Source organism: Sphingopyxis sp., assembly GCF_050916055.1.
Lineage (GTDB): Bacteria > Pseudomonadota > Alphaproteobacteria > Sphingomonadales > Sphingomonadaceae > Sphingopyxis.
The window spans coordinates 1,516,579-1,542,300 of record NZ_CP051527.1 but is presented as its reverse complement, the minus strand read 5'-3'; the positions used below and the strand labels follow the sequence as shown (position 1 = coordinate 1,542,300).

Genomic DNA, 25,722 nt, shown 5'->3' with positions numbered 1-25,722 from the left:
ATACGAACGGAAGGCGAGATGTGAAAAACGAGGTGGCTGCTACGCCACCGCGCGCGGCGAATGGGCCGCGGCCGGCCACGCCTGGTCGGGCCACAGGCCGCGCGTATCGTAAACGATCTTGCCGCTGCGCTCCTCGAGCGGGACCGATTTGAAGACGTCGTGATCGACGAGCACGATCAGCAGGCTGCATTCGGCGAGCGCATCGTCGAGTTCGACCAGTTCGGCGCCGGTGCCGGCGAACTCCATCGGCAGGCCGCGCGCATAGGGCTCGACGATGCGGATGCGCGGGCCGAACTGGCGCGCGAGCGCGGCGGCAACTTCGAACGCAGGGCTTTCGCGAAAATCGTCGATATTGGGTTTGAAGGCAAGGCCGAGCACGCCGACCTTGGCATCGGGATGGCTCGCGACCAGTGCCGCGGTCGCGGCGATGACATGTCCGGTTTTGGCAATATTGACCTCGCGCGCGGTGCGGATCAGGCGGCTTTCCTTGGGCGCGCCATGGACGAGGAACCACGGATCGACTGCAATGCAATGGCCGCCGACGCCCGGGCCGGGCTGGAGGATGTTGACGCGCGGATGCAGGTTGGCGAGGCGGATCACATCCCACACATCGACCCCCATCTTGTCGGCGATCATCGACAATTCATTAGCAAAGGCGATGTTGACGTCGCGATAGCTGTTTTCGACCAGCTTCACCATTTCGGCGGCGCGCGCGGTCGTGGTGACACAGGCGCCGCGCACGAACTGGCGATAGAAGGTCATCGCGCGGCGGGCGCAACGCGGGCTGATCCCACCGATGCAACGGTCGTTGTCGACCAGCTCGACGAGGATGCGGCCGGGCAATACCCGCTCGGGGCAATAGGCGATGAAGATGTCGGGCGTCCCGGCACCGCGACCCGGCACTTTCAGGTCGGGGCGCTCGGCCGCGATCAGTTCGGCGACCTTTTCGGTGGTGCCGACCGGCGAGGTCGATTCGAGGATGACGAGGTTGCCGGGTTCAAGCACCTTGGCGATCGAGCGCGCGGCGTCGAGGACATAGGTGATGTCGGGGCGGTGCTCGTCGTCGTGCGGCGTCGGCACCGCGATGACGAAGGTGTCGGCGGCGGCCATTTCGGTCGAGGCGACGAGCGCGCCGCGCGCAACGACGCCCTGGACCAACCCGTCGAGGTCGACTTCTTCGATATGCACCTTGCCGTTGTTGACCGTTTCCACGACGTGCGCGCTGACGTCGATCCCTGTGACCTTGCACCCCGATCGGGCGATCAGCGCTGCGGTCGGCAGGCCGATATAGCCAAGGCCGACGACGGTGACTTTCTGTTCGATATCAACGGGCACGCGCGACAATCTCCGCAATCTGGGTGCCAGCCGTGCCGTCGCCGAAGGGATTATGGGCGCGCGCCATGGCGGCATAGGCGCCTTCATCGTCCAAAAGGCTGAAAATTTCGGTAACGATGCGCTCGCGGTCGGTGCCGACCAGGCGCGCGGTGCCGGCCTCGATGCCCTCGGGGCGTTCGGTGGTCTCGCGCATCACCAGCACCGGTTTGCCGAGCGAAGGCGCCTCCTCCTGCACCCCGCCGCTGTCGGTGAGCACCAGGTCACTGATACTCAGCAGACGGACGAAATGCGGATAGTCGAGCGGATCGATCAGCGCGACATTGGCCAGCTTGCCCAGGATCGGCTCCATCGCGGCGCGGACGTGCGGGTTGGGATGGACCGGAAACACGACCGCAACATCGGGGCGGGCGGCGATCGCGGCGATGGCATCGGCGATCGCCTTCATCCCGTCGCCGAAATTCTCGCGCCGGTGCGAGGTGACCGCGACGATGCGTTTGCCCGCGAACCGGGCCACAAGCGGATCGAGCCCGGCGGCGAGGGCGGGGTCTTCGGCAATGCGGGCATGGGTTGCGAGCAGCGCGTCGATCACCGTGTTGCCGGTGACATGAATGCGGTCGGCGGCGACATTCTCGGCGCGCAGCGCCGCCGCGGCGGTCTCGGTCGGCGCGAAATGCAGGTCGGCGACCGCGCCGGTAACCTTGCGGTTCACCTCTTCGGGCCAGGGGTGATAGATATTGCCGCTGCGCAGTCCCGCCTCGACATGGCCAACCGGAATCTTGCGGAAATAGGCGGCCAGCGTCGCCGCCATCGTCGTCAGCGTGTCGCCATGGACCAAAATGCGATCGGGCTTTTCCGCGTCGAATGTTTCGCCAAGCCCTGTGACCAGCCGCGCGAGCAGCGCATCGAGCGTCTGGTTCGCCTGCATGACGTCGAGGTCGATATCGGGCACGATGCGCGCGATCTGCAGCACCTGGTCGAGCATGTCGCGGTGCTGCGCGGTGACGCACACCCGCACATCGACCTCGCCCTGGGCGCGCAGGGCGTGGACGACCGGGAACATCTTGATCGCTTCCGGGCGCGTCCCGAAAACCGTCATCACCTTCATTTCGAACCTTTCCCGGACGGATAGCCGCTCCCGCTACCGCGGGCGCCGGTGGCTAACGACCGATTAATCGACAATGCTTGCAACACCCTTAAGCCCGCGCGGCGATGTGCTATAATGATTGTGCGCTTGCGCACTGCAACATTTTCGCGATTTCGGCGTATATTGTCACCCTCGCCCTGTGCCGCTAGGTCGCGGGGGTGCGCCGTCGGCGGCAGCGTTCCGCGCCCGACGGCCCTTTTGATGACGGTAGATCGGTTTCATTATCCATGTTCTGGAAACGAAAAAGCAGCCCCACCCAGACCGCACCGAGCGCTTTCGCCGTGCCCGCGGGGCAGCGCGTCTACGCCATCGGCGACATCCACGGCCGCGACGACCTGTTCGCGCAAATGATCGACATCATCCGCGCCGACCACGCGGCGCGCGGCCCGGCCGAGATCACGATCGTGCTGCTCGGCGACCTGATCGACCGCGGGCCGCAGTCGGCCGAGGTCGTCGAACGCGCGATGCGGCTGCGCGGGGAGTTCCCCGACACCCGCCTGCTCGTCGGCAACCACGAAGAATGCTTCCTCGCCGCGCTGACCGGCGACGTCCGGCGGCTGCGTTATTTCATGCGGATCGGCGGCGATGCGACGGTGCAAAGCTATTGGGGCGACGACAGCCTCGCCGACGCCAGTTTCGAGGAAGTCGCGGCAAAGCTCCCCGCGCTCGTCCCTGCCGAGCACGTCAATTTCCTGGGCATGGGTGAGGATGTCATCGAAATCGGCGACTATGCCTTCGTGCACGCCGGCATTCGCCCGGGCGTGCCGCTGGAGAAGCAGTCGCTGACCGACCTGCGCTGGATCCGCGACGATTTCCTCGACGACCTTGGCGATCATGGCAAGATGATCGTCCACGGCCACAGCATCACCCCCGAACCCGACGAAAAGGCGAACCGCATCGGCATCGACATCGGCGCGTTTCGCAGCGGCGCGCTCGCGGCGCTGGGGCTGGAGGGCGAGGACCGCTGGTATCTCTTCGCGCGGCAGGACGCGATCCGCGACGCGGCCTGACGGGCCGATCCTTCGCCCTGCCGAGCCTTTGCGCCGCCCGACGGCTCTCGCGCTTGTCACCCCGCGCGCGACCGTCTAAGCGGCCTGTCGATCAGGCATCGGGGCGGGCTTCGCCGCGATCGCCCAGCCATATTGACGAGTTCGGATGACCAGTATTTCCAGGCCTGCCACATCGAATCCGCCAGCTTTCGGCCTTTCGCTCACCGCCTGGATGCCGGCCTTGTTCATGGGTTTCGTCTTCCTGCTCGGTGGCGGTTCGCGCAGCGACATCGCCTCGCTGCCGGTCCTGCGCGCGGTTGCGCTGCTCGTCGCGGTCTGGGCGGCTCTCAGCCTGGCGGCGACCGACTGGCGCCGGATCCGCGTGCCGCTGGTGCTGCTCGCGGCACTGACGCTCTGGATGGCAGTGCAACTGGTGCCGCTGCCGCCTGCGATGTGGCAGGGACTGCCGGCCCGCGACGGCATCGCCGCGATCGACGATCTTCTCGGGCAGGCCGACCTGTGGCGCGCCATATCGCTGACCCCGACGCTGACCTGGAACGCGCTGCTCGGCATGACCGTGCCCTTTGCCGCGCTATTCCTCGCCGCCCGCATCGCGCCCGACGATTATCCGCGGCTGATGCTCGCCATCGTCGCGATCGCCGGTTTCAGCGTCCTGCTGGGCGTTATCCAGGTGCTGATGGGCCACGGCAGCCTCGCCTATCTCTATCGCATCACCAATTCGGGAACGATGGTCGGGCTGTTCGCCAACCGCAACCACCATGCGGTGTTCATCGCCTGTGCGGTGCTGTGCGCCGGGATGCTGCTGCGCGACGAACTGATGCGCAAACGCCGCCGCAATCCGGTGCGCGTCGCCCTGGCCGCCGCGATCGCGCTGTTGACCGCCTTCACCGCGCTGATCGGTTCGCGCGCCGGGCTCGTCGCTGGCGCTGGCGCTTTTGCCCTGAGCTATGCGATGATCATCGCGGCATGGCACACCCGCACCGAGCGCTCGGACGGCGGACGGCGGGCCACCCCGACGCTGTGGCAGCGGCTGCTCGTCTACTCGCCCCCGGTGCTGATGCTCGCCGTGATGGCGACGATGATTTTGCTGTCGGATCGCGAAACCGCGGTCAATCGCCTCGCAGACCAGGCCTTCGTCGACGATCTGCGCATCCAGGCGTGGCCGACGGTGCAGTTGATGATGGAAAAATTCTGGCTGCTCGGCAGCGGGTTCGGGTCGTTTCCCGCGACCTACGAGATTTTCGAGCCCGACGCGCTGTTGCAAACCTCCTATTTCAACCACGCCCACAACGACTGGGCCGAGCTGGTGATCACCGGCGGGCTGCCGTTTGCGTTGATCGCGCTGGCCGCGCTGGCGTGGATGGGCCGCGCCATCCTGGCACGCGGGCTGCGCAATCTGGTCAAGGGGTTCCGCGGCGACATCCGCCTGCCGGTCATCGCCGCGCTGGCGATCCTCGCGCTGGCCAGCGCAGTCGATTATCCGCTGCGCGTGCCGTCGCTGCAACTGCTCGCTATCACCCTGACAATATTGCTTTGTTGTCCGTGGTCGACGCGCGGCGAGCGGGAATAGCTTGCGACCACCTTATTAGCCTCTATAGCCTGTGCATCCGTCGGAGCTTCTGGACCCAATCGCTGTTCTATGACCTATTTTCGTCTCTTTTTCGCTCTCGGCGCCCTCCTTATCGCAGGCTGCGCCAAGGATCCGCCGCCGGTCGGCAGCACACCGGGCAGCCCGATTACGGTGCTCCCCTCGCTGCCCGCCCCCGAAGCGGCCGACGTCGTTCGCTCGACGCGGACGTCGTTCATCGGTCCGTTCACCGAACTGCGCGTCGAAGTGTTCGGGGTGCCCGACATGCAGCGCGATATCATGACCGATGGCGAGGGCAATTTCTCCTTCCCGCTGGTCGGCACGGTCGCCGCGGCGGGTAAGACCACCGACAATATCGCGGGCGAAATTCGCGGCAAGCTGGCGGGGCGCTATGTTCGCGATCCCAAGGTGACGGTGAATTTCAAATCGCCCAGCAACGTGCTGGCGATGCAGTCGATGTCGGTGACCGTCGACGGTCAGGTGAACAAGGCGGGCTCCTACCCGGTCGTCGGCCGCGTCACGCTGATGCGCGCGGTCGCGCTGGCCGGCGGGGTGACGGAATTTGCCAAGCTGCAGGATGTCGTGGTGTTCCGCGACGTCGGCAACAAGCAATATGTCGCCATCTATAATCTGGAGGGCATTCGCCGCGGCAACTATGCCGACCCAGAGATTTTTCCGAACGATATCGTGATCGTCGGCGATTCGCCGCAACGGCGCGCTTTCGACAAGATTTTGCAGGCGACACCGGCGTTCCTTTCGCCGCTCGTCCTGCTCACCCGCGAACTGTAAGTCGAGGATCGGCTCTGTAATGAATGGAACGATTAACGGCCGCGAAACCCTGTCGTCACTCGACAGCAGAACGCTGCCTTACGGATCTCTGGACGACGGCGAATATCCGCAGGGTGTCCCCGTCTTCGACCAGCTTTTCGCCGCGCTGATCAACTACCGCTACTGGGTGCTCGGGGTCGTCGCGGCCTCGCTGCTCGTCGGCCTGTTGGCAACGTTTCTCGCCACGCCGCAATATACCTCGACCTCGCGCATTGAAATCCTGCCCAACGAGCCGGTGGAAACGTCGGTGGAGGGAACGCGAGAAACCCGGCCTGCCAACGATGTCGCGTTTTACAACACGCAATATTCGCTGCTTCAGTCGCGCTCGCTGGCCGACCGCGTCGTTCGCGCCGGCAATCTGACCGCCGACAAGGAGTTTCTGGCCGCGTTCGATATCGAGGCGGTCGAGGGCGAGATGACCAGCGGCGCGCGCCAGTCACTGGCCAACCGCACCGCGCGGGTTTTGCTGCGCAGCTTGCAAGTCAAACCGGTCACCAACTCCAGCCTCGTCGACATCAGCTTTTCGACCCCGTCGCCGCAACTGTCGGCCAAGCTCGCCGACATGTGGGTGACCCAGTTCGTTCAATCGAACATCGATCGCCGCTTCGCCGCCACCTCCGACGCGCGCAAGTTCCTCGAGACGCGGCTCGACGCGCTGCGCCAGAGCCTTGAAACGTCGGAACGGGCGCTTATCAACTACACGGTGTCGAAAGGCATTGTGACAATCGCGTCGGATACCGATGCCAACGGCAAAACGCGCACCGAAACGCTCGTCGGTTCGGATATTGAGGCGATCAGCGCCGCGCTCGCCAAAGCGCGCGAAGATCGCATCGCGGCGCAGAGCGGCCTGACCAACACGATGACCGGCAACGCGGTGCTCAACCTGAACGCCGTCAACGCACTGCGCCAGAAGCGCGCCGAGGTCGAAGCGGAACTCGCGCGGCTCAACACCGTCTTTGCCGAAGATTATCCCGCGGTCGCCTCGCTCCGGGCGCAGCTCACATCGCTCGACCGGGCCATCGCCGCAGAATCGGGACGGTCGTCGCTGGGCAACCGCGAAGCTTATAACAGCGCCGTCGAGCGCGAGCAGAAGCTGCAAGCCGAACTCGACCGGCTGACCGGCAGCTACAACGATCAGCAGCGTCAGTCGATCGAACTGGCGATCCTCCAGCGCGAGGTCGATTCGAGCCGCCAGCTGTATGACGGGCTGCTGCAGCGCTATAAAGAAATCGGCGTTGCCGGCGTCGGCACCAACAATGTCGCGGTCGTCGATCGCGCCAGAGCGCCGAACGCACCGTCCAGCCCGAACCTGATGCTTAACCTGGCGCTCGCGCTGATCGCCGGCCTCCTCATCGCCTTCGCGCTGGTGTTCCTGCTCGATCGCATGGACAGCTCGATCCGTGACCCGCAGGACGTGACGAACCGCTTTGGTCTGCCGCTCCTTGGCGCCATTCCGGAAGTGCTCGACCAGGATGTTGCGCAGGCGATCACCGACAAGAAATCGACGGCTTACGAAGCCTATTTCTCGGTGATGACGAACCTGACCTTCCTGACCGAGCATGGCGCCCCGCGCACGATGATGCTGACGTCGTCGCGGCCAAGGGAAGGGAAGAGCAATTCGGCGCTCAGCCTCGCCACCGTCCTGTCGGCCACCGGCAAGTCGGTCATCCTGGTCGATGCCGACGTCCGCAACCCGTCGGTCAATCGCTACCTCGATATTCCGAACGGGCGCGGGCTCAGCCATTATCTGACCGGCGACGACGATCTGGCCGGCATGATTGCCGCCGTCCCGGGCTTCCCCTTTTCGGCGATCACGGCGGGCAAGACGCCGCCGAACGCTGCCGAATTGCTGGGCCTCGATCGTTTCTCGACGCTGCTCGAACGGCTGCTCGAACGCTTCGATCATGTCATCGTCGATGCGCCGCCGGTCCTCGGCCTTGCCGACGCGCCGTTGATCGCACGCCGGGTCGAGGGGGTTATTTTCACCATCGAGGCCAATTCGACCAAGAATCGCGCCATTACCACGGCTCTCACGCGTCTGCGCATGTCGGGCGCCCGCCTGTTCGGCGCGCTGGTGACGAAGGTCGGGGCAAAGAACCAGATCTACGGTTACGGCTATGGCTATGGCTACGGCTATGGCTATGGCGCGGACCGCGAGAAGGATTGATCGGGCGCGCCGCGATCGCACCTGGAACAGCGTATGACGATTTTCCGTATCGGTATCTGGGTCGCCGCCGCCGTGCTGGCGGTTTTCATCGGCCTGTCGAGCTATGTCGTCGCCAACCAGTTGAAGGCGCCGCAGCGGGCCTATGCGCTGGGGATTCGTCCAGCGGCGGATGCGGGTGGAAATTTCGCCTATGCCCTATTCTATGGCCGGCAGGCAAAGAGCCGGAAAGCCACGGTCACCCCGGCCGAACTGGAGCTGGCGTCGCAAGCCTACCGCGCTGCTCCGCTTGCCTTGTCGGCGCTTGCCGTCATCGCCGAAACGAAGCGCGGGGCAGGGGACACCGCGCTGCGCGCCGACTTGTTGCAAGCCGCGGGCAAGCTGAGCCGTCGCAGCAACGCGATCACCGCGCAGCTCGTCGAGCTTGCCGCACTTCAACAGGATGAACAGGCATTCTTCGTCTGGCTGTCGCGCGCTGCGCTCACGGATAACAACCAGCGCGATGTTTATGTCAGGGCGATGGCGCTCGGCACTGCGCGTCCCGGCGCGCTCGAGGCACTGACCCCGATATTGGGACGCAATCCGGCCTGGGCCGATTTTTATTGGCTGAACGTCGCGGCGATGCCCGATAGTCTCGTCAACGCCGCCCAGATGCGCATCGCCATCGCGCGCCGACCCTGGGGGCGGTCGGCGGTGGTCGATAATGACCGGCGCCTGTTGCGCGCGCTGGTCCGCCACGGCGAGTTTGCGACCGCCAAAAACCTGGTCACGCAGCTGGCGCCCGCCGCGGCGCGCGGCGACCGGCGGAATCTGCTCAGCAACGGCGAATTTTCGCGGCAGCCGCTGTTGCCGCCCTTCGACTGGGAACTGGCGGCCAGCGGCGACCTCGGTTCGACGATCGTCGAAAAGGAAGCGGCGCTACTGGTTTCGGCGATCGGCGGAGCCCGCGGCATGGCCGCGCGCCAGCTCGTCGAGCTGTCCGGCGGAGCGTATGATGTCAACTGGACGCTGGGCGACGATGGCGCGGGCAACCAGTCGACGCTAGCGGTCCGCCTGGCCTGCGCCGAACCGGGCCGCGCGGACGCGGTTCGGTTCGTGATCCCGTCCGGCAAGGGCAGCCAGCGGGTGAGCTTGCCCGCCGGTGGCTGCACCTGGTACTGGTTCACCATCACTGCCGAGCTTGCCGACAACGCGCCGGGGATCGACGTCTATTTGCGCGACATAGCGTTGACGCGCGCCGGCTCGACCGCGGCGGTCGCGGGCCGCTAGCGACCAGCCGGGGGACGAAGATTGCCGCGCAAGATATTCGTCACCGGAACCGCAGGTTTCATCGGCTTCCACCTCGCCAAGCTGTTGCTCGACGAAGGCTTCGAGGTCGTCGGGTTCGACGGACTGACAGACTATTATGACGTCCGGCTGAAACAGCGCCGTCATCAGATGCTGCTTCAACATGCGCGGTTCCGCGCCGTCGAGGCGATGCTGGAGGACCAGCAGGCGATCGACGAAGCGATCGATGCGTTCGAGCCCGACGTCATCGTGCATCTCGCCGCGCAGGCGGGCGTGCGCTATTCGCTCGAAGAACCCAAGGCCTATCTCGAAGCGAACGTCATCGGGACCTTTCACGTCATGGAAGCGGCGCGGCGCCACGCGGTCGATCATCTGCTGATGGCATCCACCTCCTCGGTCTATGGCGGCAACGAGGATATGCCCTTCGCCGAAACCGACAAGGCCGATACCCCGCTGACCATTTATGCCGCGACCAAGAAGGCGACCGAGGCGATGGGGCATGCCTATGCCCATCTGTGGAACCTGCCGACGACGATGTTCCGCTTTTTCACGGTCTATGGTCCGTGGGGGCGCCCGGACATGGCGCTCTACAAGTTCGTCGATGCCATATTGGACGGCCGCCCGATCGATCTTTACAACAATGGCGACCTGTCGCGCGACTTCACCTATGTCGGCGATCTCGTGCAGGGGATCAGGCTGCTGATCGACGCGGTGCCGCAGCGCCCATCACAGGCAGCCGACATTGCGCCCGGCGACAGCCTGTCGGCCGTCGCGCCATTCCGCATCGTCAATATCGGCAACAGCGACAAGGTGCGCCTGCTCGACTTCGTCGCGGCGATCGAGGATGCGCTTGGCGTGCCGGCACAGCGCAACCTGATGCCGATGCAAAAGGGCGACGTCCCGGCGACCTGGGCCAACGCGACGCTGCTGCGCGATCTCACCGGTTACAGCCCGCAAACCGGGGTGCGCGAGGGCGTCGAACGCTTTGTCGCCTGGTATCGCGACTATTACGCCAAATGACGCGGCGGGCCGCGTGTTGCGGGACTTGCCGCCTCTGCTTCCACCGCCTAAGGCTCGGCCTTCGACAACCACAGAACGCCTTCTCCCCATGAAACACGCCGAACCCGGCTTTCTCGACTCTCTCCGCCCTGGCGCGGGCCTGTCGGCTTTCCCAGCCGGCTGAACGACGGAAACAACGGGTGTCGACGCCTCAATCCACCGGCCCGAAAGGCCGCAACGACGAAAGCCGAACGGAGCTTCGCCATGCCGAATAATGGAAAAACTGCGCTGATTACCGGGGTCACAGGCCAGGACGGCGCCTATCTTGCCGAACTGCTGCTCGAAAAGGGATATCGCGTTCATGGCGTCAAGCGCCGCTCGTCGTCGTTCAACACCGGGCGCATCGAGAATCTTTATCAGGATCCGCATGTCGACGACCAGCGCTTCGTCCTCCACTATGGCGACCTCACCGACAGCACCAACCTGATCCGCATCATGCAGGAAGTGCAGCCCGACGAAGTCTATAACCTCGCCGCGCAGAGCCACGTCGCGGTGAGCTTCGAAACCCCCGAATATACCGCCAACGCCGATGCCATCGGGACGCTGCGCCTGCTCGAGGCGATCCGCATCCTCGGGCTGGAAAAGAAGACGCGCTTCTACCAGGCGTCGACCTCGGAACTCTATGGCCTCGTCCAGGAGGTCCCGCAGAAGGAGACAACGCCCTTCTATCCGCGCAGCCCCTACGCCGTCGCCAAGCTCTATTCCTACTGGATCGTCGTCAACTATCGCGAAGCCTACGGCATGCACGCGTCGAACGGCATCCTGTTCAACCATGAAAGCCCGCTGCGCGGCGAAACCTTCGTCACGCGCAAGATCACCCGTGCCGTCGCGGCGATCAAGCATGGCAAACAGGATCGGCTCTATCTCGGCAACCTCGACGCGAAGCGCGACTGGGGCCATGCGCGCGAATATGTGCGCGGCATGTGGCTGATGATGCAGCAGGACCAGCCCGACGATTATGTCCTCGCCACCGGCGAGACGACCCCGGTGCGGACGTTTGTCGATTGGGCTTTCGAGGAAGTCGGTGTGACCCTGGAGTGGAAGGGGGAGGGCGCCGACGAGAAGGGCTATTGCGCCGAAACCGGGCGCTGCCTGGTCGAGGTCGACCCGCGCTATTTCCGCCCGACCGAGGTCGATCTGCTGCTCGGCGACCCGACCAAGGCGCGCGAAAAGCTGGGTTGGCAGCACGAAACCTCGGTGCGCGAACTGGCGCGCGAGATGGTGCGCGCCGACCTCGACGTCATGGCCACCGCGACGGTCATGAAAGAAGCCTGAACCGACGACAGGAGACGCGCATGTCCGACACGGCCATCGATGGATATCGTTACGGTTCGGCCGAACTGAACCACTCGCACGACTATCTGCTGCCCGCGCTCGCCGACGTCGTCGGGCGCAAGGCGCAGCCCGGATCGCGCCTCTTCGACCTCGGCTGCGGCAACGGCTCGGTCGCAAAGGAAATGACGCAGCGAGGCTTTGCGGTCACCGGCATCGACGCCTCGGCCGAGGGCATCGCCGCCGCCAACGCGCGTTACCCCGACATCCGGCTGGAGCAAGGCAGCGCCTATGACGCGCTGGCGGCGAAATTCGGCACCTTTCCGCTCGTCTACAGCCTCGAGGTCGTCGAGCATGTCTATTCGCCGCGCGACTATGCCGACACCCTCGCCGACCTGATCGAACCCGGTGGCTGGGCGGTGCTTTCGACCCCCTATCACGGCTATTGGAAGAATCTCGCAATGGCGGTGACGGGCAAGATGGACGCCCATTTCACCGCGCTTTGGGACCATGGCCATATCAAATTCTGGTCGGTGCCGACACTGACCCAGCTCTTGTCCGAAAGCGGGCTGCGGATCGAGGAGGTGCACCGCGTCGGCCGCATCCCCGCGCTGGCCAAGTCGATGGTCGTGCTGGCGCGCAAGGTCGGCGAACCGACGCGGCAGCGCCACGCGATGGGGATCCACGAATGAGCGCGACCCCGCCGGTCTTTGCATTGTCCGGCAAGCGTATCTACGTCGCCGGGCACCGCGGCATGGTCGGCAGCGCCATCGTTCGCCGGCTGGCGGGGGAGGGGTGCGACATCCTGTCGGCACCGCGCGCCGAGCTCGACCTGATGGACCAGGCCGCGACGCGCGCGTGGGTGGCCGCGCAGCGCCCCGATGCCGTCGTCATCGCGGCGGCGAAAGTCGGCGGCATCCTCGCCAATGAGCAATATCCCGCGGACTTTCTCTACGACAATCTGATCATCGCGACGAACCTGATCGAAGCCTCGCACCGCGCCGATGTCGACCGGCTGCTCTTCCTCGGCTCGTCGTGCATCTATCCGAAGTTCGCGCCGCAACCGATCGCCGAGGATTCGCTGCTCACCGGCGCGCTCGAACCGACCAACGAGTGGTATGCGATCGCCAAGATCGCGGGCATCAAGCTCGCCCAATCCTATCGTAAGCAGCATGGCCGCGACTATATCTCGGCGATGCCGACGAACCTTTACGGCCCCGGCGACAATTACGACCTCCAGTCGAGCCATGTCCTGCCCGCGCTGATCCGCAAGGCGCATGAGGCAAAGGTCGCCGGCGACGCCAGCATCACCATCTGGGGCACCGGCACCCCGCGCCGCGAGTTCCTGCACGCCGACGATTGCGCCGACGCCTGCGTCTTCCTGCTGCAGAATTACAGCGGTATGGAGCATGTCAACGTCGGGTCGGGCGACGATATCGCGATCGGCGACCTCGCCGCTTTGGTGTGCGACGTGGTCGGGTTCGAAGGCACGATCGAGCATGACATATCGAAACCCGACGGAACGCCGCGCAAGCTGATGAGCGCCGACAGGCTGCGCAGCATGGGCTGGGCGCCGTCGATCGAACTACGCGACGGCATCGCCGCCGTTTACCGGGACTTCGCCCGCCTCGAAGCCGCGCAATAGCCAGCCGAAAGCCCGAACCGATGGACCAGATCGCTACCCCGCCCACCAGCATCCCGCCATCCAGCGCCACGGTCATGCGGCATCTTCGCACCCTCGAAACCGACGGCACGATCCTGTTCTTCCAGCATGTGCAGGCGTGCCAGACCTTCTGCGACGCCAAGAACATCCTCGATTTCGGCGCCGGTCGCGGCGGCGCGCTGGTCGCGGCGCGCGAGGCGGGCAATCGCTATAAAGCCTATCTGCACGACCTGCGGTCGCTGGGCGCGCATGTCACCGCGTGCGACATCGACGGTGCCGTGCTCGACAACCAGGGCGCCGACGAACGGGTGGTGATGACCGACGACGAGCGCCTGCCGTTCGCCGACGAAAGTTTCGACCTGATCGTCAGCGACAACACGTTCGAGCATGTCGAAAAGGCCGACAAGATCGCCGCCGAACTGCTCCGCATCCTGCGCCCCGGCGGTTTCATCTGCGCGCGAACCCCCAATCGCTTCGGCTATGTCGCGATCGCCGCGGCGCTGATGCCGAAAACGCTCTACTCTGCGGTGCTCACCCGCGCCCAGCCGCACCGGCGCGACGAGGACAAGTTCGAAGTCCATTACCGGCTGAACGATCCCGCCGCGATAAAGCGCCATTTCGCGCCGCACGAGGTCTACATCCGCTACCCGAATTTCGAGCCGTCCTATTTCTTCGGATCGCGGTTGCTCAAGGGCGGGTTCAAGCTGCTGCACCATTTCTTGCCAAAACGGCTGCGAACCGGGATTATCATCACCGTCCATAAAACGGCGCGCCCCGGCGCCTGACGGACGAGGGCAAAGCATGTTGTACCAGATTCACCGCGCAGCACGCGCGCTCCGGCGCCGAACGGCCAGCGGCTGGAACGGGTTGGTGTTCCGCTCGGCGCTGGCGCGCACGGGGCGCAACTGCCATTTCGCCGACCGCATCTATATCGGCATGCCGCACAAGGTCAGCCTGGGCGACGACGTCCATATCGATACCGGGACGGTCATCGGCAGCGAACTGGCGGACGGCGCGCTGACCATTGGCGACCGGGTGCAACTCAACGCCGACGTCCATCTCGATTACAGCGGCGGGGTGACGATCGGCGACGACACGCTCGTCTCGGCCCGCGCGGTCATCCTGTCGCACTCGCACGGGCTCGATCCGCGCAGCATGCCCGAAGGAGTGGCAAAGGTCATCGGCCGCAACGTCTGGCTCGGCTCCGATTGCATCATCCTGCAATCGGTGCGGTCGATCGGCGACGGCGCCGTGGTCGCGGCGGGTGCGCTGGTGACGAAGGATGTGCCTGCCGGTGCGATCGTCGCCGGCAACCCGGCAAAGCTGGTCCGCTACCGCGATGCGACGAAAACCGCCGCGCCGGTCGCCGACGCCTGATATGCCCGATACGACGATGAAGATCCTGCACGTAACGCCGTGCATCTACCCGGCGACGCGCTGGGGCGGCCCGGCTTATTCGGTGCATGCCTTGTGCAACGGCCTAGCCGCGCGCGACGACGTGGATTTGCGCGTCATCGCCAACGACGCTGCGGGCCCCGAGCGCAATGACCGGCTGATCGACAGCCCCGAACTGCAACGCCATTATCCCGGCTATCGCGTCCAGTTGTCGCATCGCCTGATCGGCCATGCCATCGCGGCCGACATTTTCCCGCTGCTGTGGCGCGAGGCCGCCGACGCCGACGTCATCCACGCGACCGCGACGTATAATTTCACCACCCTCGCCGCATTCATCGTCGCGCGGCTGCGCGGCAAGCCGCTGATGTGGTCGCCGCGCGGCGCGCTGCAGGCGAGCGCCGAATGGTCCGAGTCGACCCAGCCGCTCGGCAAACGCCTGTGGGAACGCGCGCTGCGCATCATCGCCCCTGCGCGCACCATGATGCACGTGACCGCCGAGGCCGAGCGTCAGCCGTCGCAGGCGCGCATGCCCGGCTTCGGCGCGGTGGTCATCCCCAACGGCATCGACCTGCCGGCGACGACCACCCCGATCCCGCCGATCGAAGGTCGCCAGGTCCGCCTGATGTTCCTCAGCCGCGTCCATCCCAAAAAGGGGACGGGCCTGTTGATCGAGGCGCTGGCGCGGCTCGGCGCGGGGTATCGGCTCGATATCTATGGCACCGGCGAGTCCGCCTATCTGGCCGAACTGGCCGAACTCGCCGCGCGGCTGAACATCGCCGATCGCATCGCCTTTCACGGCCATGTCGATGGCGCCGCGAAGGATGCGGCCTATGCGGCGGCAGACATGATGGTGCTGCCCACCCATTCGGAAAATTTCGGGCTGGTGATCGCCGAGGCGCTGGCCGCTGGCCGGCCCGTCGTCACCACCAAACAGGCGCCGTGGGCGGGCCTGGAAACGCATGATTGCGGACGCTGGGTCGACAACGACCTCGATGCCGTCGTGGCCGCGGTGCGCGAGGTGGCCGCGGCGGACATGGATGCGATGGGCCAGCGCGGGCGTGCATGGATGGCGTCCGACTTCGGCTGGGACGGCATCGCGACGCAGATGGCGGCGGCGTATCGGCGGCTAGTGACCACAAGCTAAGCCTGACCACAGGGTCCAGCAGGATCAGCTATGTCGAGCGCAATTCTGCTCGAACTTGCCAAGCCTTCGCTGTGCTTCGCTTCCGTTGAACTCCGGCTTTTGGCGGTCCAATCGTAAACCGACACAGTATCCATAAGACAATCACTTGAGCGGCGCTACTAACGACCGCGCCGCTGAATGAGGATTGCAAGATCGTTTGCGTGCCCAGACAGAATGGTACAACGTAGTATAATGCCCCAATATTTCTCGACAGCATAGAATCGGAAAGCAGAAACTCTTCAATTTTTCGCAATCCAAGGCCCAGCATAAAGCCAACGACTACACCAAACCATCCAAAGTTGAGGAACGCCTCTCCAGCGGCTGTAGCGTTAAAACCGCCAGGATTTTTGATCCCGAACACCTCTTGTTTGATATAAATGCCAGGATCGATCGCTGGCTTGTCTGCCCAAAACGCTCGTGGAATCCACGCGAATGTCCAACTCACGTAGCTCTCACCATTCAACATTTGGTCATCGCGAACATATGCTTGGATCAAGGTTGGAAGGTTGATGTCCAAAAAATATGTCGAAGTCACGATGGGCTGAAGAGACTCTAGAGAAATCAGGTCATCCTGTACAAGGCTAACATCTTTGTCTCGTAAGTTAGACATGAAAGAAAATACGACGAGAATAACTGGGGTTGCCAGTATTCCCGTTATGACTGCTTTCTTCATAATCTTTGTGCTCGCGAGGCTGAACACCGCGAGCGTGATTAGTGCGGCATCGAGAAGATCCCGGCGAGTTCCTTTAACAATCGCAACAACGATGATCACAGAAATTAGCGTAAAAATATAAGAGAGGTACCGGCCATTTTTATGACTAAGATATTTAAATAATAATAGTGCAAAGCATGCGACAGGAATTACGTAGAAAATACGGATAGCAGCAAAGCTATTGTTCGTGTCAATGCGGCCTTGAATTGCAACGACTTTACCAGCATTCAACTGCCGCAGGGTATCTAGGGAGTTTTCAGCATCGATTTCTCCTAATTCACGCAAAGTGAAATAGAAATATGTAGTAATTATGGCTGAGGCAATTCCGATGAATAGGATCCAAGCAGGAGATCGGATACGGCTTGAAAAATTAATGACGTCCTTGATATCAATCTTTGACCGCTTGCTTGCAAAAATAACGTAGCCTACAGTCATAGCAATGATAAATGACGTTAGATAGAAATATCCCCAACCGATATCTTCATCTGATACTGTGAAATTACTAAAAAAGGCTAGTTCGGGCGATAGGGAGAAAACCACGGCTTTCACCGTGAACCCGAGAAACGCCAAATATGCTACGATATGCATGGGCGACGCATATTGCAGGAGACCGAAGCGTTGGCCGACGGCGAACGGGATTGCCGCACAGAATATTGCCAAAATGACCTTAATGAGTTCTATCATAGGGTTCGGGCAATCCTTGGTTTTCGGCTACTGTGGGGAGCCTATCACGGCAAAACAGGTCTATGTCGACCCGGTTTTTGCGACGATTCTCCGTCAATGGCAATGCGAGCAGTCGCGGCTAACGGGCGCATGGCCGCAGCGGAGTAGGTGTGCGGTTTAGAAAGGCTATCGGGTAGGGGCCTCTTGTCGCTGATAAACGACGCTGCGGAAACCACGCTTGCGCAATCAACGGACCAAGGTTAGGGCGCCCTGAAAATTGAGGAACGTCAATGCTATATCGCCGCGAGATCGACGGACTGAGAGCCGTTGCGGTTCTCCCCGTCATTTTTTTTCATGCCGGAGTGTCGGCGTTCAGCGGCGGTTTTGTCGGCGTCGATGTCTTTTTTGTCATTTCGGGCTATCTGATAACCAGCATCATCATCGATGATCTGCAATCTGATGCGGGCTTTTCGATCAAGCGATTCTACGAACGACGCGCCCGGCGAATCCTGCCCGCTCTTTATCTGGTTATGATTTTTAGCACTGTGGCGGCTTGGTTCCTCCTCGTGCCCGACCAGCTTGAAAATTATGGCCAGTCGCTCGTTGCCACGACGCTCTTTTCCAACAATCTGCTGCTCGCACTCACCACGGGCTATTGGGATGTCCTGACCGAACTAAAGCCGCTTGTACACACTTGGTCGCTATCGGTAGAAGAACAGTTCTACGTCGTATTCCCTCTGGTTCTCATGCTACTTTCGAAAGGGACAATCCGCCGGGCGGTTTGCGTTGTTGCAACGTTAGCCCTGATTAGCCTTGTCGCAGCAGAATGGGGCGCGCAGAATATCGGATCTGCCCATTTTTACCTGCCGCACACGAGGGCGTGGGAGTTACTGGCAGGCGCACTATGTGCTTACACCCTCAAATATCGTGCGATCGCTCGAAACGATTTTGGTGCCGCGCTTGGCGTCGCGATGATCGCTTATGCCGTGGTCGCTTTCAACGCTTCGACACCCTTTCCATCGTCTTGGACGCTCATTCCGGTGATCGGAACGGCGTTGGTTATCTTGTTTGCCACGGGGGAGAGTGCGGTCGGGCGTTTGCTGTCGTGGCGGCCGCTGGTCGGCGTCGGCCTGATCAGCTACAGCGCATATCTCTGGCACCAGCCGATTTTTGCATTCGCGCGGGCCTATTTCAAAGATCGCCCCGAACCAATGGTTTTGGCATCGCTCACCCCCGTTGTTCTGCTGATTTCTTATCTATCTTGGCGCTATGTCGAAGCGCCCTTTCGCGATGGTAAACGGGTCGGTCTCACTGGCCTTTTGTGGTTTGCGGCGCCGATAAGCGTTGCCTTTCTCTCTATAGGACTGTGGTTCCACCAAAGTGATGGAGTCCCCGCTCGACTTTTTGCCACCACAGTGGAGGGTGCTCGGTCCAGCGAGTATAATCCCTCAGCGTTTCGATTCACCGCGACGAGCTTTAAGACCGACAAGCCGGTAAAGCTGCTTGTCATTGGCGATAGTTTTGGTCGCGATACCGTGAATATGGTGTTCGAGAATGCGGACAGGGAGCAGATTGAGATCGTTTATCACGTCGCCTTGGATATGTGCGTTCCAAAGGCAGGAAGAATTCTGAAACCGCTACTTGAACAGAGCACGGTCATAATCGTAAGCCAGCGACCCGAACTCAAGCCAAGTTGCCTGGACGCCTCGATTTCGTGGGCCTCGCGTGAAGGGAAACAGCTGTTCTATCTTGGGCCTAAAAGCTTCGGGACCAACATAAACTGGATCGCCCGCGTGCCTGACGATAAACGGCCGCTGCTGTTAAACACTCCCGATCTTGACGTTCTGGCGCAGGACAGTGCTATCCGAAACCGGCTTCCGGCGGCAAATTACCTCAGCGTGATGGACGCCATCATGGTTGGTCAACAGGTTCCTTTCACCGACAATGAGGGGAATTTGCTCTCGGACGATACGCAACACCTCACGAAGTCTGGTGCACGATTCGTCGGTCGGCGCGTGCTCGCGGACAGTCGGTTGGAAACTGCGCTGGCCGGAGAAGCTGTGCGTTCAGCTGCTTCGCCTAAAGGTCAAACAGAAGATTGAACTATCAACCGCGAATCTGCGCCGGATGACCCACCAGATCAGCACGCCCGAGGTCAGCACCGAGGCGAGCTGGCACGCCGCCACCACCGCGGCGGAGGAATAGGACCGGCTGGCAAGCAGCGCCAGGACGAGGAAAATCGTCACCCCGGCGATCCGCGCCGCCAGCGCCCGATATTCCAGATGCGTCTGCGCCGCGATGATGATGCCGGGGCCATAGATCACCGTCACCACCGCCGACAGCAGGCTGAACGCGATCAGCGCGAGCGATTCCGCGCCGAGCCCGTAACCGAACCAGGCCGATGCCGCGACCGCCGCGCCGCCGCCGCCGATCAGCAACGGGATCAGCGGATAGAAGGACAGCCGCGCGCCATAGCGGGCGGCCTCCTGCAACGCGGTTTGCCGGTCGCCGGCATCGGGCCTGGCGAAGGCCTGTCCGGCAGGAATGGCGATCGCCCAGGCGACCACCACCTGCGGCAGCGCGACCAGATTGCAGATCCGCTTGATCAGCTGATAATGGCCAAGGTCGCGGGTGCCGAGAATCCAGCCGCCAACCAGCACATCGATGCCGGTCACCAGCACATTCGATGCAGCGAGCCCCCAAAAGCCGAACAGATTGGGCACCGCGCCGATGCGGCGCCCGAACGCCTGCGCGACCAGACGGTGCCGGGTGGCCAGCCACAGCATCCCGGCCAGCGCCAGCGCGCCCTGGATCAGGATGAAGTTGGCGAACAGCGACAGCGCCGGATCACCCATGATGTCGGGCAGGAAAATGCTGGCGATCAGCGTCACCGACGGCAACCCGTCGCGCACGAACATCGTGTGGTTGATCCGGTTCGCGAGCACGAAGGCGCTCGCCAGCCCCGCGGTCAGATTGACCAGATAGCTCATCATGAAGGTCGCGGCGATCAGCGCGGCGCTGTCGATCGCGGCGGGAAACAGCGCCCGCTCGGCGCCGAACAGCGCGACCAGTCCCGCCGCCGACGCGGCGGCAAACAGCAGCGGGACGATGACGATCAGCGCCGCCATCGTCGGCAGGCTGAGCTTTTGCCGGTCGTGCGCCGGGTCGATCCGGAAGCTCAGCTCGCGGAGCAGAAAATTGGGCACGCCCAGCGACAGCACCGCGGAATAGATCAGCACGAAGTTCCAGACGAACACGATCTTGCCGAAGATTTCGGGCGCGAAGGCCCAGGCGAGCGCCAGCGTCGAGACGATGTTGGCGCCGACGACCCCGGCGCGGGTCACGAACGGCAGTGCGTAACGCAGGATGTCGGCGCGTTTCATCATGGAGCGTCCCGCTGCTGCTCGGCCGGAAGATCGCGGTCCCCTAGGTGATCGGCGGACGCCTCGCAAGGCGACATGCGCGGCGGCGGTATGTTGCGTTGCAAAAAATATGCGCTTATCAGCGGCGCCGCTGCTGCCGCTTGCCAAAGGGAAGACCTTGCGCCTCGAAATCGTCCCGTCGCCCAAATTGCGCGACCGCTTGCGGCGCGCGCTGTGGTCGGCCGTGTGGCTGCTCCTGTTCCGGCCCAGCCCGATCCCGCTGCACGGCTGGCGGCGGCTGCTGTTGCGGCTGTTCGGTGCGCGGATCGAACGCGGCGCGCATCCTTATCCCAGCGCCCGGATCTGGGCGCCGTGGAACCTGGTGATGCGCGAGGGGAGCTGTCTGGGGCTCGGCAGCGATACATATAATGTCGCGACGGTGACGCTCGAGCGCGGGTCGATCGTCAGCCAGCGCGCCTATCTGTGCACCGCCAGCCACGACATCCGCGGCCCCGGCTTCGCGCTGATGACCGCGCCGATCACGATCGGGCGCAACGCCTGGGTCGCGACCACCGCCTATGTCGGCCCGGGGGTCACGCTGGCCGACGGCGCGGTGGCGGCGGCGGGGGCGGTGGTCACCAAAGACGTCGGCCGCGACGTCATCGTCGGCGGCAATCCCGCCGAACCGATCGGCACCTGTCGACTGTCCGAGTTCGAAAGAAGCTGGATGGCGTAACCGCGGCTTGCTTTTGCGGCACGATGACGAAAGAAGACGCGCGCCTGCGGGCGACAATCGAAAAGGGCGAGTGAATGCGAGTATTGGTGACCGGCGGGGCAGGCTATATCGGCTCGCACGCCTGCAAGGCACTGCACGGTGCAGGACACGAACCGGTAACAATAGACAACCTCCGCACCGGCCATGCTCACGCCGTGCGGTGGGGGCCGTTCGAACATGGCGACATCAACGACCCGGTGCGGCTGGGCGAGATATTTGCCAAATGGCAGCCTGAAGCGGTGATGCATTTTGCGGCGCTCGCCTATGTCGGTGAATCGGTCACTCTGCCCGAAATCTATTATCGCACCAACGTCGGCGGGACGCTCAATCTGCTCGACGCGATGCGCCGCAGCGGCTGTCGCCACATCGTCTTTTCGAGCACCTGCGCGACCTATGGTGTGCCGGCATCGCTGCCGATCCGCGAAGACACCCCGCAATCGCCGGTCAATCCTTATGGCTGGACCAAGCTGATGGTCGAACAGATGCTCGCCGACCACCAGCGCGCGCACGGCATCGATTTCGTCGCGCTGCGCTATTTCAACGCCGCTGGCGCCGATCCCGAGGGCGAACTCGGGGAAAACCACGAACCCGAAACACACCTGATTCCGCTGGTCCTGCAGGCCGCGGCGGGCATTCGTCCGGCGATCACCGTCTTTGGAACCGATTACCCGACCGCCGATGGCACCTGCATCCGCGACTATATCCACGTCACCGACCTGGCCGCCGCGCACGTCCTGGCGCTCGACCATTGCATCAATCGCGGCAGCGAAAAATTCAACCTGGGCAACGGCCGCGGGTTTAGCGTGCGCGAGATCATCGCGGGGGTGGAAAAGGTGACCGGGCGCACCGTGCCGGTCGAATATGGCGAACGCCGCCCCGGCGACCCGCCGACGCTGGTGGCCGACGCGACCGCCGCGCGCACGGTGCTCGGCTGGAACCCGCAATTCGCCGAACCCGACGAGATGGTCGAGCATGCCTGGAACTGGCAGTTGCGCAATCATGGTTGACGTCGCTCGGTCGATCGCAAGGGATGTCCGCTGATGCAGGTTTCGATCCTGATCCTGACCCATAACGAGGAAATCAACATCGCGTCGTGCCTCGACGCGCTCTGCTGGTGCGACGATATCTGCATCATCGATTCGGGCAGCACCGACGCCACGCTGGAGATCGCGGCGCGATATCCGCAGGTGCGGGTCCTGCACCGTGCATTCGACAATTTTGCCGGGCAGCGCAATTTCGGGCTGGAAGCCGCGGATTTCCGTCATGAGTGGGTGCTGCACCTCGACGCCGACGAGGTCGTGACCGACGCGTTCGTCGCGGCGCTGCACGCGCTGGAGCCGCCGCCGGGCATCCACGCCTATCATGTCCCGGCGAAGATGATGCTGTACGGCAGCTGGCTGCATTATGCCGGGATGTGGCCAGCCTATCAGGTGCGGCTGGGCGACCGGACGCTGCGGTTCAAGCAGGTCGGCCACGGCCAGCGCGAAGATCTGCCCGCCGACCAGGTGGCGACCTTTAGCGAGCCCTATCTGCATTATTCCTTCTCGCACGGCCTGCTGCGCTGGTTCGAAAAGCATATCCGCTATGCCCGCGACGAGGCGCAGCTGATCGTCGACCTGCGCCGCGGCGGCGACGCGCAAAGCGGCGGCGATGCCGAGGGCGGGGTGTCGCGGCGGCGCAAGGCGAAGCAGATGGCGGCGCATATCCCGCTGTGGCTGCGCCCGGTGGCACGGTTCGTTTACGTCTATTTTCTGCGCGCCGGCTTTCGCGACGGCCGGTCGGGGCTGATCTATACGCTGATGCTCTGCGTCTACGAAGGGATGACCGCCGTCTTCGCCTATGACCTGCTGCTGCGCGGCGAGGGCAAAAGAAAACCTTGATCATCCGGGCCGATTTGGGCAGTCGGACATCCGCTGCCCGCCCGCCCGGGCCATGGCCTCTTCTCTCCCAAAGAAAATCGGTGAACCAACATGACCGTCAACAATTATCATCATCGCCGCCGCATCCTCGTGACCGGCGGCGCCGGTTTTCTGGGTTCGCACCTGATCGACCGGCTGCTCGCCGACGGGAATGAGGTGCTGTGCGTCGACAATCTGTTCACGGGGACGAAGGACAATGTCGCCCACCTGCGCGACAATCCGAACTTCGAATTCCTGCGCCACGACATCACCGAGCCGCTGCAGGTCGAAGTCGACGAAATCTATAATCTCGCCTGCCCGGCGTCGCCGATCCATTATCAATATGATCCGGTGAAGACGATCAAGACGTCGGTCGTCGGCGCCACCAACATGCTCGAACTCGCCAAGCGGCTTGGAGCAAAGGTATTCCAGGCGTCGACCAGCGAAGTTTACGGCGACCCGTCGGTCCACCCGCAGGTCGAAAGCTATTGGGGCAACGTCAATCCGATCGGTATCCGGTCGTGCTATGACGAAGGCAAGCGCTGCGCCGAGACGCTGTTCTTCGATTATCACCGCCAGACCGGGATCGAGATCAAGGTCATCCGCATCTTCAACACCTATGGCCCGCGGATGCATCGCGCCGACGGCCGCGTGGTGTCGAACTTCATCGTCCAGGCGCTGCGCGGCGAGGACATCAGCATCTATGGCGACGGCAGTCAGTCGCGCAGCTTCTGCTATGTGTCCGACCTGATCGACGGCATGGTGCGGCTGATGAACAGCCGCGACGGATTCCACGGCCCGGTCAACATCGGCAATCCGGGCGAGTTCACGATGCTGCAGCTGGCCGAAAATATCCTCGACATCACCGGGTCGAAATCGCAGCTGGTGTTCGAGCCGCTGCCGCAGGACGATCCGCGCCAGCGCAAGCCCGACATCACGCTGGCGCAAGCCGAACTGGGCTGGGAGCCGAAGGTCGCACTTCGCGAGGGGCTGGAAAAAACCATCGCCTATTTCGAAAAGGCGCTGTGAGCGGAGCGGGCACGGATAAAAGGGGATGACGGTGCGCCGCGTCTTTTTCGTCAACCGTTTCTTCTGGCCGGATTTCAGCGCGACGTCGCAGATTTTGAGCGACGTCGCCTTCGCGCTCGCTGCCGAGGGGGTCGAGGTTGAAATCGTCGCCAGCCGGCTGGCCTATGGCAACCCGGACCTGCGCTATCCGGCCGACGAAACCGAGGGCGGGGTGCGGATTCACCGCGTCGCAACGACCGGATTCGGGCGCGCCGGGTTGATCGGGCGCGCGGTCGATTATCTGAGCTTCTATCTGGCCGCGCTGATCAAGACCGGAATGCTGCTGCGGCGCGGCGACATATTGGTGGTCAAGACCGACCCGCCCTTGCTGTCGATCCCGATGCGCATCGTCGCGCGGCTGCGCGGCGCCCGGCAGGTGAACTGGTTGCAGGATATCTATCCCGAGATTGCCGGGCTGCTGGGCTTTTCGGTGTTCGACGGGGTGCTGGGCCGGGCGCTGGCGGCGCTGCGCGACCGTTCGCTGAAGGCCAGCGCAATGAACGTCGCGATCGGTGAGGCAATGCGCAGCAAGCTGCGCGCCACCGGCCTGAACGACCGCAAGATCGCGGTGATCGAAAATTTCAGCGACGACGAGGCCATTCGCCCACTTGCCGCGGCCGACAATCCGCTGCGCGCCGAATGGTCCTATGGCACCGACCTGTTCGTCGTCGGTTATTCGGGCAATATCGGGCAGGCGCACGACCTGAACACGATATTGGGCGCGGCCAAGCTGCTGCACGATCGCGGCGCCGGGCATATCCGCTTCCTGTTCGTCGGCGGCGGGGCGCTGTTCGACAATGTCCGCGCCGCCGCCGAAGTCCATGGCCTTTCGAACATCGACTGCCGCCCATACCAGCCGCGCGAGCGTCTGTCGGAAAGCCTGACCGTTCCCGACCTGCACTGGATATCGCTGCGCCCCGAGGTCGAGGGCTATTTGTTGCCGAGTAAATTCTATGGCATTCTCGCTGCCGGCCGCCCGACTTTGTTCATCGGCCACCCGCAAGGCGAAATTGCGGGAATCGTTCGCGAAACGCAGAGCGGCTGGGCCTTTGGCGTCGGGGACGCGACGGGCGTCGCCGACCTGTTGTTGAAGCTGGCGAATGATTGCAATGCGGTTGAGGAGGCCGGACGCGCGGCGCGGTCGTTGATGGACGTGCGGTTTCGGCGGGAGCTGATAATCGGCAAATGGAAACAACTGCTCGACGAGCTGGGCTAGGGCAGCTTGTTCGCACCCAACAGGAGGTGCATGGACCGGTGCCAGCGGCGTGGCCCGCCGCCGCAATTCAGGCGCGGCTCCAAAGCAATTCACATGCTTG

The 25,722-nt window shown here is 63.3% G+C and carries 23 protein-coding genes; 18 read left to right on the top strand and 5 right to left on the bottom strand.

The features are described 5' to 3' along the window. Positions 1-39: 39 nt before the first annotated feature. Both wecC and wecB read right to left on the bottom strand, forming a co-directional pair. Positions 40-1,335: a UDP-N-acetyl-D-mannosamine dehydrogenase gene (gene wecC / locus HEQ22_RS07440; RefSeq protein WP_432770553.1), complete on the bottom strand. Its 1,296-nt coding sequence runs from the start codon at positions 1,333-1,335 to the stop codon at positions 40-42. Beyond that, positions 1,325-2,440, bottom strand: coding sequence for a non-hydrolyzing UDP-N-acetylglucosamine 2-epimerase (gene wecB, locus HEQ22_RS07435; RefSeq protein WP_432770552.1), 1,116 nt, complete (start codon positions 2,438-2,440; stop codon positions 1,325-1,327). Before wecB ends, wecC begins: the two co-directional genes overlap by 11 nt. 266 nt (positions 2,441-2,706) lie before the next feature. Between wecB and HEQ22_RS07430 the strand changes: the two genes are divergently transcribed. Further along, positions 2,707-3,489 (top strand): metallophosphoesterase family protein, encoded by a 783-nt coding sequence (locus HEQ22_RS07430; protein ID WP_432770551.1) that lies wholly within the window; start codon positions 2,707-2,709, stop codon positions 3,487-3,489. Positions 3,490-3,564: 75 nt separating this feature from the next. On the opposite strand, the gene HEQ22_RS07425 is transcribed toward HEQ22_RS07430, so the two are convergent. After that, the gene (locus HEQ22_RS07425; protein ID WP_432770550.1) at positions 3,565-3,717 is read right to left on the bottom strand and encodes a hypothetical protein; all 153 of its coding nucleotides are present in this window, start codon (positions 3,715-3,717) and stop codon (positions 3,565-3,567) included. On the opposite strand from HEQ22_RS07425, the gene HEQ22_RS07420 reads away from it, so the two are divergent. From HEQ22_RS07420 to HEQ22_RS07370, 11 genes are all read left to right on the top strand, one after another. Then, the gene (locus tag HEQ22_RS07420; protein WP_432770834.1) at positions 3,716-5,059 is read left to right on the top strand and encodes an O-antigen ligase family protein; all 1,344 of its coding nucleotides are present in this window, start codon (positions 3,716-3,718) and stop codon (positions 5,057-5,059) included. The two genes, HEQ22_RS07425 and HEQ22_RS07420, sit on opposite strands and share 2 nt — an antisense overlap. Positions 5,060-5,128: 69 nt before the next feature. Beyond that, entirely contained in the window at positions 5,129-5,866 is a 738-nt protein-coding gene (locus HEQ22_RS07415; RefSeq protein WP_432770549.1) for a polysaccharide biosynthesis/export family protein, read from the top strand. Between the two features lie 19 nt (positions 5,867-5,885). Next, positions 5,886-8,072, top strand: coding sequence for a GumC family protein (locus tag HEQ22_RS07410; RefSeq protein ID WP_432770548.1), 2,187 nt, complete (start codon positions 5,886-5,888; stop codon positions 8,070-8,072). A gap of 33 nt (positions 8,073-8,105) precedes the next feature. Beyond that, positions 8,106-9,338: a hypothetical protein gene (locus HEQ22_RS07405; protein WP_432770547.1), complete on the top strand. Its 1,233-nt coding sequence runs from the start codon at positions 8,106-8,108 to the stop codon at positions 9,336-9,338. A 21-nt stretch (positions 9,339-9,359) separates the two neighbouring features. Further along, the gene (locus tag HEQ22_RS07400) at positions 9,360-10,376 is read left to right on the top strand and encodes an NAD-dependent epimerase/dehydratase family protein (RefSeq protein WP_432770546.1); all 1,017 of its coding nucleotides are present in this window, start codon (positions 9,360-9,362) and stop codon (positions 10,374-10,376) included. Positions 10,377-10,619: 243 nt separating this feature from the next. Beyond that, positions 10,620-11,690 (top strand): GDP-mannose 4,6-dehydratase, encoded by a 1,071-nt coding sequence (gmd, locus tag HEQ22_RS07395; RefSeq protein ID WP_432770545.1) that lies wholly within the window; start codon positions 10,620-10,622, stop codon positions 11,688-11,690. A 20-nt stretch (positions 11,691-11,710) separates the two neighbouring features. Continuing rightward, positions 11,711-12,379, top strand: a complete 669-nt coding sequence (locus HEQ22_RS07390; protein WP_432770544.1) for a class I SAM-dependent methyltransferase — start codon at positions 11,711-11,713, stop codon at positions 12,377-12,379. After that, positions 12,376-13,332 (top strand): GDP-L-fucose synthase, encoded by a 957-nt coding sequence (gene fcl / locus HEQ22_RS07385; RefSeq protein WP_432770543.1) that lies wholly within the window; start codon positions 12,376-12,378, stop codon positions 13,330-13,332. Before HEQ22_RS07390 ends, fcl begins: the two co-directional genes overlap by 4 nt. A 20-nt stretch (positions 13,333-13,352) precedes the next feature. Further along, positions 13,353-14,135 (top strand): class I SAM-dependent methyltransferase, encoded by a 783-nt coding sequence (locus tag HEQ22_RS07380; RefSeq protein WP_432770542.1) that lies wholly within the window; start codon positions 13,353-13,355, stop codon positions 14,133-14,135. A 16-nt stretch (positions 14,136-14,151) separates the two neighbouring features. Beyond that, complete coding sequence (locus HEQ22_RS07375) at positions 14,152-14,727, top strand: acyltransferase (protein WP_432770541.1); 576 nt, start codon at positions 14,152-14,154, stop codon at positions 14,725-14,727. Position 14,728: 1 nt separating this feature from the next. Beyond that, entirely contained in the window at positions 14,729-15,889 is a 1,161-nt protein-coding gene (locus tag HEQ22_RS07370) for a glycosyltransferase (protein ID WP_432770540.1), read from the top strand. A 28-nt stretch (positions 15,890-15,917) separates the two neighbouring features. Here HEQ22_RS07370 and HEQ22_RS07365 read toward each other — a convergent pair whose 3' ends face one another. Beyond that, on the bottom strand, positions 15,918-17,324 hold the full coding sequence (locus HEQ22_RS07365; RefSeq protein WP_432770539.1) for an O-antigen polymerase: 1,407 nt from the start codon (positions 17,322-17,324) through the stop codon (positions 15,918-15,920). A 269-nt stretch (positions 17,325-17,593) separates the two neighbouring features. On the opposite strand from HEQ22_RS07365, the gene HEQ22_RS07360 reads away from it, so the two are divergent. Next, entirely contained in the window at positions 17,594-19,405 is a 1,812-nt protein-coding gene (locus HEQ22_RS07360) for an acyltransferase family protein (RefSeq protein WP_432770538.1), read from the top strand. Here HEQ22_RS07360 and HEQ22_RS07355 read toward each other — a convergent pair. After that, positions 19,370-20,689, bottom strand: a complete 1,320-nt coding sequence (locus HEQ22_RS07355; protein WP_432770537.1) for a hypothetical protein — start codon at positions 20,687-20,689, stop codon at positions 19,370-19,372. The genes HEQ22_RS07360 and HEQ22_RS07355 overlap by 36 nt on opposite strands. Positions 20,690-20,795: 106 nt before the next feature. Here HEQ22_RS07355 and HEQ22_RS07350 point away from each other — a divergent pair, with 106 nt between their 5' ends. The 5 genes from HEQ22_RS07350 to HEQ22_RS07330 all read left to right on the top strand — a co-directional run bounded on the left by HEQ22_RS07350 (position 20,796) and on the right by HEQ22_RS07330 (position 25,622). After that, on the top strand, positions 20,796-21,401 hold the full coding sequence (locus HEQ22_RS07350) for a putative colanic acid biosynthesis acetyltransferase (RefSeq protein WP_432770536.1): 606 nt from the start codon (positions 20,796-20,798) through the stop codon (positions 21,399-21,401). A 74-nt stretch (positions 21,402-21,475) separates the two neighbouring features. Then, a complete protein-coding gene (galE, locus tag HEQ22_RS07345; protein ID WP_432770535.1) occupies positions 21,476-22,447 on the top strand; it encodes a UDP-glucose 4-epimerase GalE in 972 nt (323 codons plus the stop codon). Between the two features lie 33 nt (positions 22,448-22,480). Further along, positions 22,481-23,320 carry a glycosyltransferase family 2 protein gene (locus tag HEQ22_RS07340; protein WP_432770534.1) on the top strand — a complete coding sequence of 280 codons (840 nt, stop codon included), beginning with the start codon at positions 22,481-22,483 and terminating at the stop codon, positions 23,318-23,320. Positions 23,321-23,410: 90 nt separating this feature from the next. Continuing rightward, on the top strand, positions 23,411-24,367 hold the full coding sequence (locus HEQ22_RS07335; RefSeq protein ID WP_432770533.1) for a UDP-glucuronic acid decarboxylase family protein: 957 nt from the start codon (positions 23,411-23,413) through the stop codon (positions 24,365-24,367). 25 nt (positions 24,368-24,392) lie between these two features. Beyond that, positions 24,393-25,622 (top strand): glycosyltransferase family 4 protein, encoded by a 1,230-nt coding sequence (locus HEQ22_RS07330; protein ID WP_432770532.1) that lies wholly within the window; start codon positions 24,393-24,395, stop codon positions 25,620-25,622. The last annotated feature ends 100 nt before the right edge of the window (positions 25,623-25,722 follow it).

Coding starts and splice junctions, on each gene's coding strand:
- HEQ22_RS07420 (WP_432770834.1), top strand. CDS start 3,716: ATGGGTTTCGTCTTCCTGCTCGGTGGCGGTTCGCGCAGCGACATCGCC.
- HEQ22_RS07375 (WP_432770541.1), top strand. CDS start 14,152: ATGTTGTACCAGATTCACCGCGCAGCACGCGCGCTCCGGCGCCGAACG.
- galE (WP_432770535.1), top strand. CDS start 21,476: ATGCGAGTATTGGTGACCGGCGGGGCAGGCTATATCGGCTCGCACGCC.
- gmd (WP_432770545.1), top strand. CDS start 10,620: ATGCCGAATAATGGAAAAACTGCGCTGATTACCGGGGTCACAGGCCAG.
- HEQ22_RS07370 (WP_432770540.1), top strand. CDS start 14,729: ATGCCCGATACGACGATGAAGATCCTGCACGTAACGCCGTGCATCTAC.
- HEQ22_RS07330 (WP_432770532.1), top strand. CDS start 24,393: ATGACGGTGCGCCGCGTCTTTTTCGTCAACCGTTTCTTCTGGCCGGAT.
- HEQ22_RS07405 (WP_432770547.1), top strand. CDS start 8,106: ATGACGATTTTCCGTATCGGTATCTGGGTCGCCGCCGCCGTGCTGGCG.
- HEQ22_RS07350 (WP_432770536.1), top strand. CDS start 20,796: ATGCGCTTATCAGCGGCGCCGCTGCTGCCGCTTGCCAAAGGGAAGACC.
- fcl (WP_432770543.1), top strand. CDS start 12,376: ATGAGCGCGACCCCGCCGGTCTTTGCATTGTCCGGCAAGCGTATCTAC.
- HEQ22_RS07430 (WP_432770551.1), top strand. CDS start 2,707: ATGTTCTGGAAACGAAAAAGCAGCCCCACCCAGACCGCACCGAGCGCT.
- HEQ22_RS07425 (WP_432770550.1), bottom strand. CDS start 3,717: ATGAACAAGGCCGGCATCCAGGCGGTGAGCGAAAGGCCGAAAGCTGGC.
- HEQ22_RS07340 (WP_432770534.1), top strand. CDS start 22,481: ATGCAGGTTTCGATCCTGATCCTGACCCATAACGAGGAAATCAACATC.
- HEQ22_RS07335 (WP_432770533.1), top strand. CDS start 23,411: ATGACCGTCAACAATTATCATCATCGCCGCCGCATCCTCGTGACCGGC.
- HEQ22_RS07380 (WP_432770542.1), top strand. CDS start 13,353: ATGGACCAGATCGCTACCCCGCCCACCAGCATCCCGCCATCCAGCGCC.
- HEQ22_RS07415 (WP_432770549.1), top strand. CDS start 5,129: ATGACCTATTTTCGTCTCTTTTTCGCTCTCGGCGCCCTCCTTATCGCA.
- HEQ22_RS07410 (WP_432770548.1), top strand. CDS start 5,886: ATGAATGGAACGATTAACGGCCGCGAAACCCTGTCGTCACTCGACAGC.
- HEQ22_RS07355 (WP_432770537.1), bottom strand. CDS start 20,689: ATGATGAAACGCGCCGACATCCTGCGTTACGCACTGCCGTTCGTGACC.
- HEQ22_RS07390 (WP_432770544.1), top strand. CDS start 11,711: ATGTCCGACACGGCCATCGATGGATATCGTTACGGTTCGGCCGAACTG.
- HEQ22_RS07365 (WP_432770539.1), bottom strand. CDS start 17,324: ATGATAGAACTCATTAAGGTCATTTTGGCAATATTCTGTGCGGCAATC.
- HEQ22_RS07360 (WP_432770538.1), top strand. CDS start 17,594: ATGCTATATCGCCGCGAGATCGACGGACTGAGAGCCGTTGCGGTTCTC.
- wecB (WP_432770552.1), bottom strand. CDS start 2,440: ATGAAGGTGATGACGGTTTTCGGGACGCGCCCGGAAGCGATCAAGATG.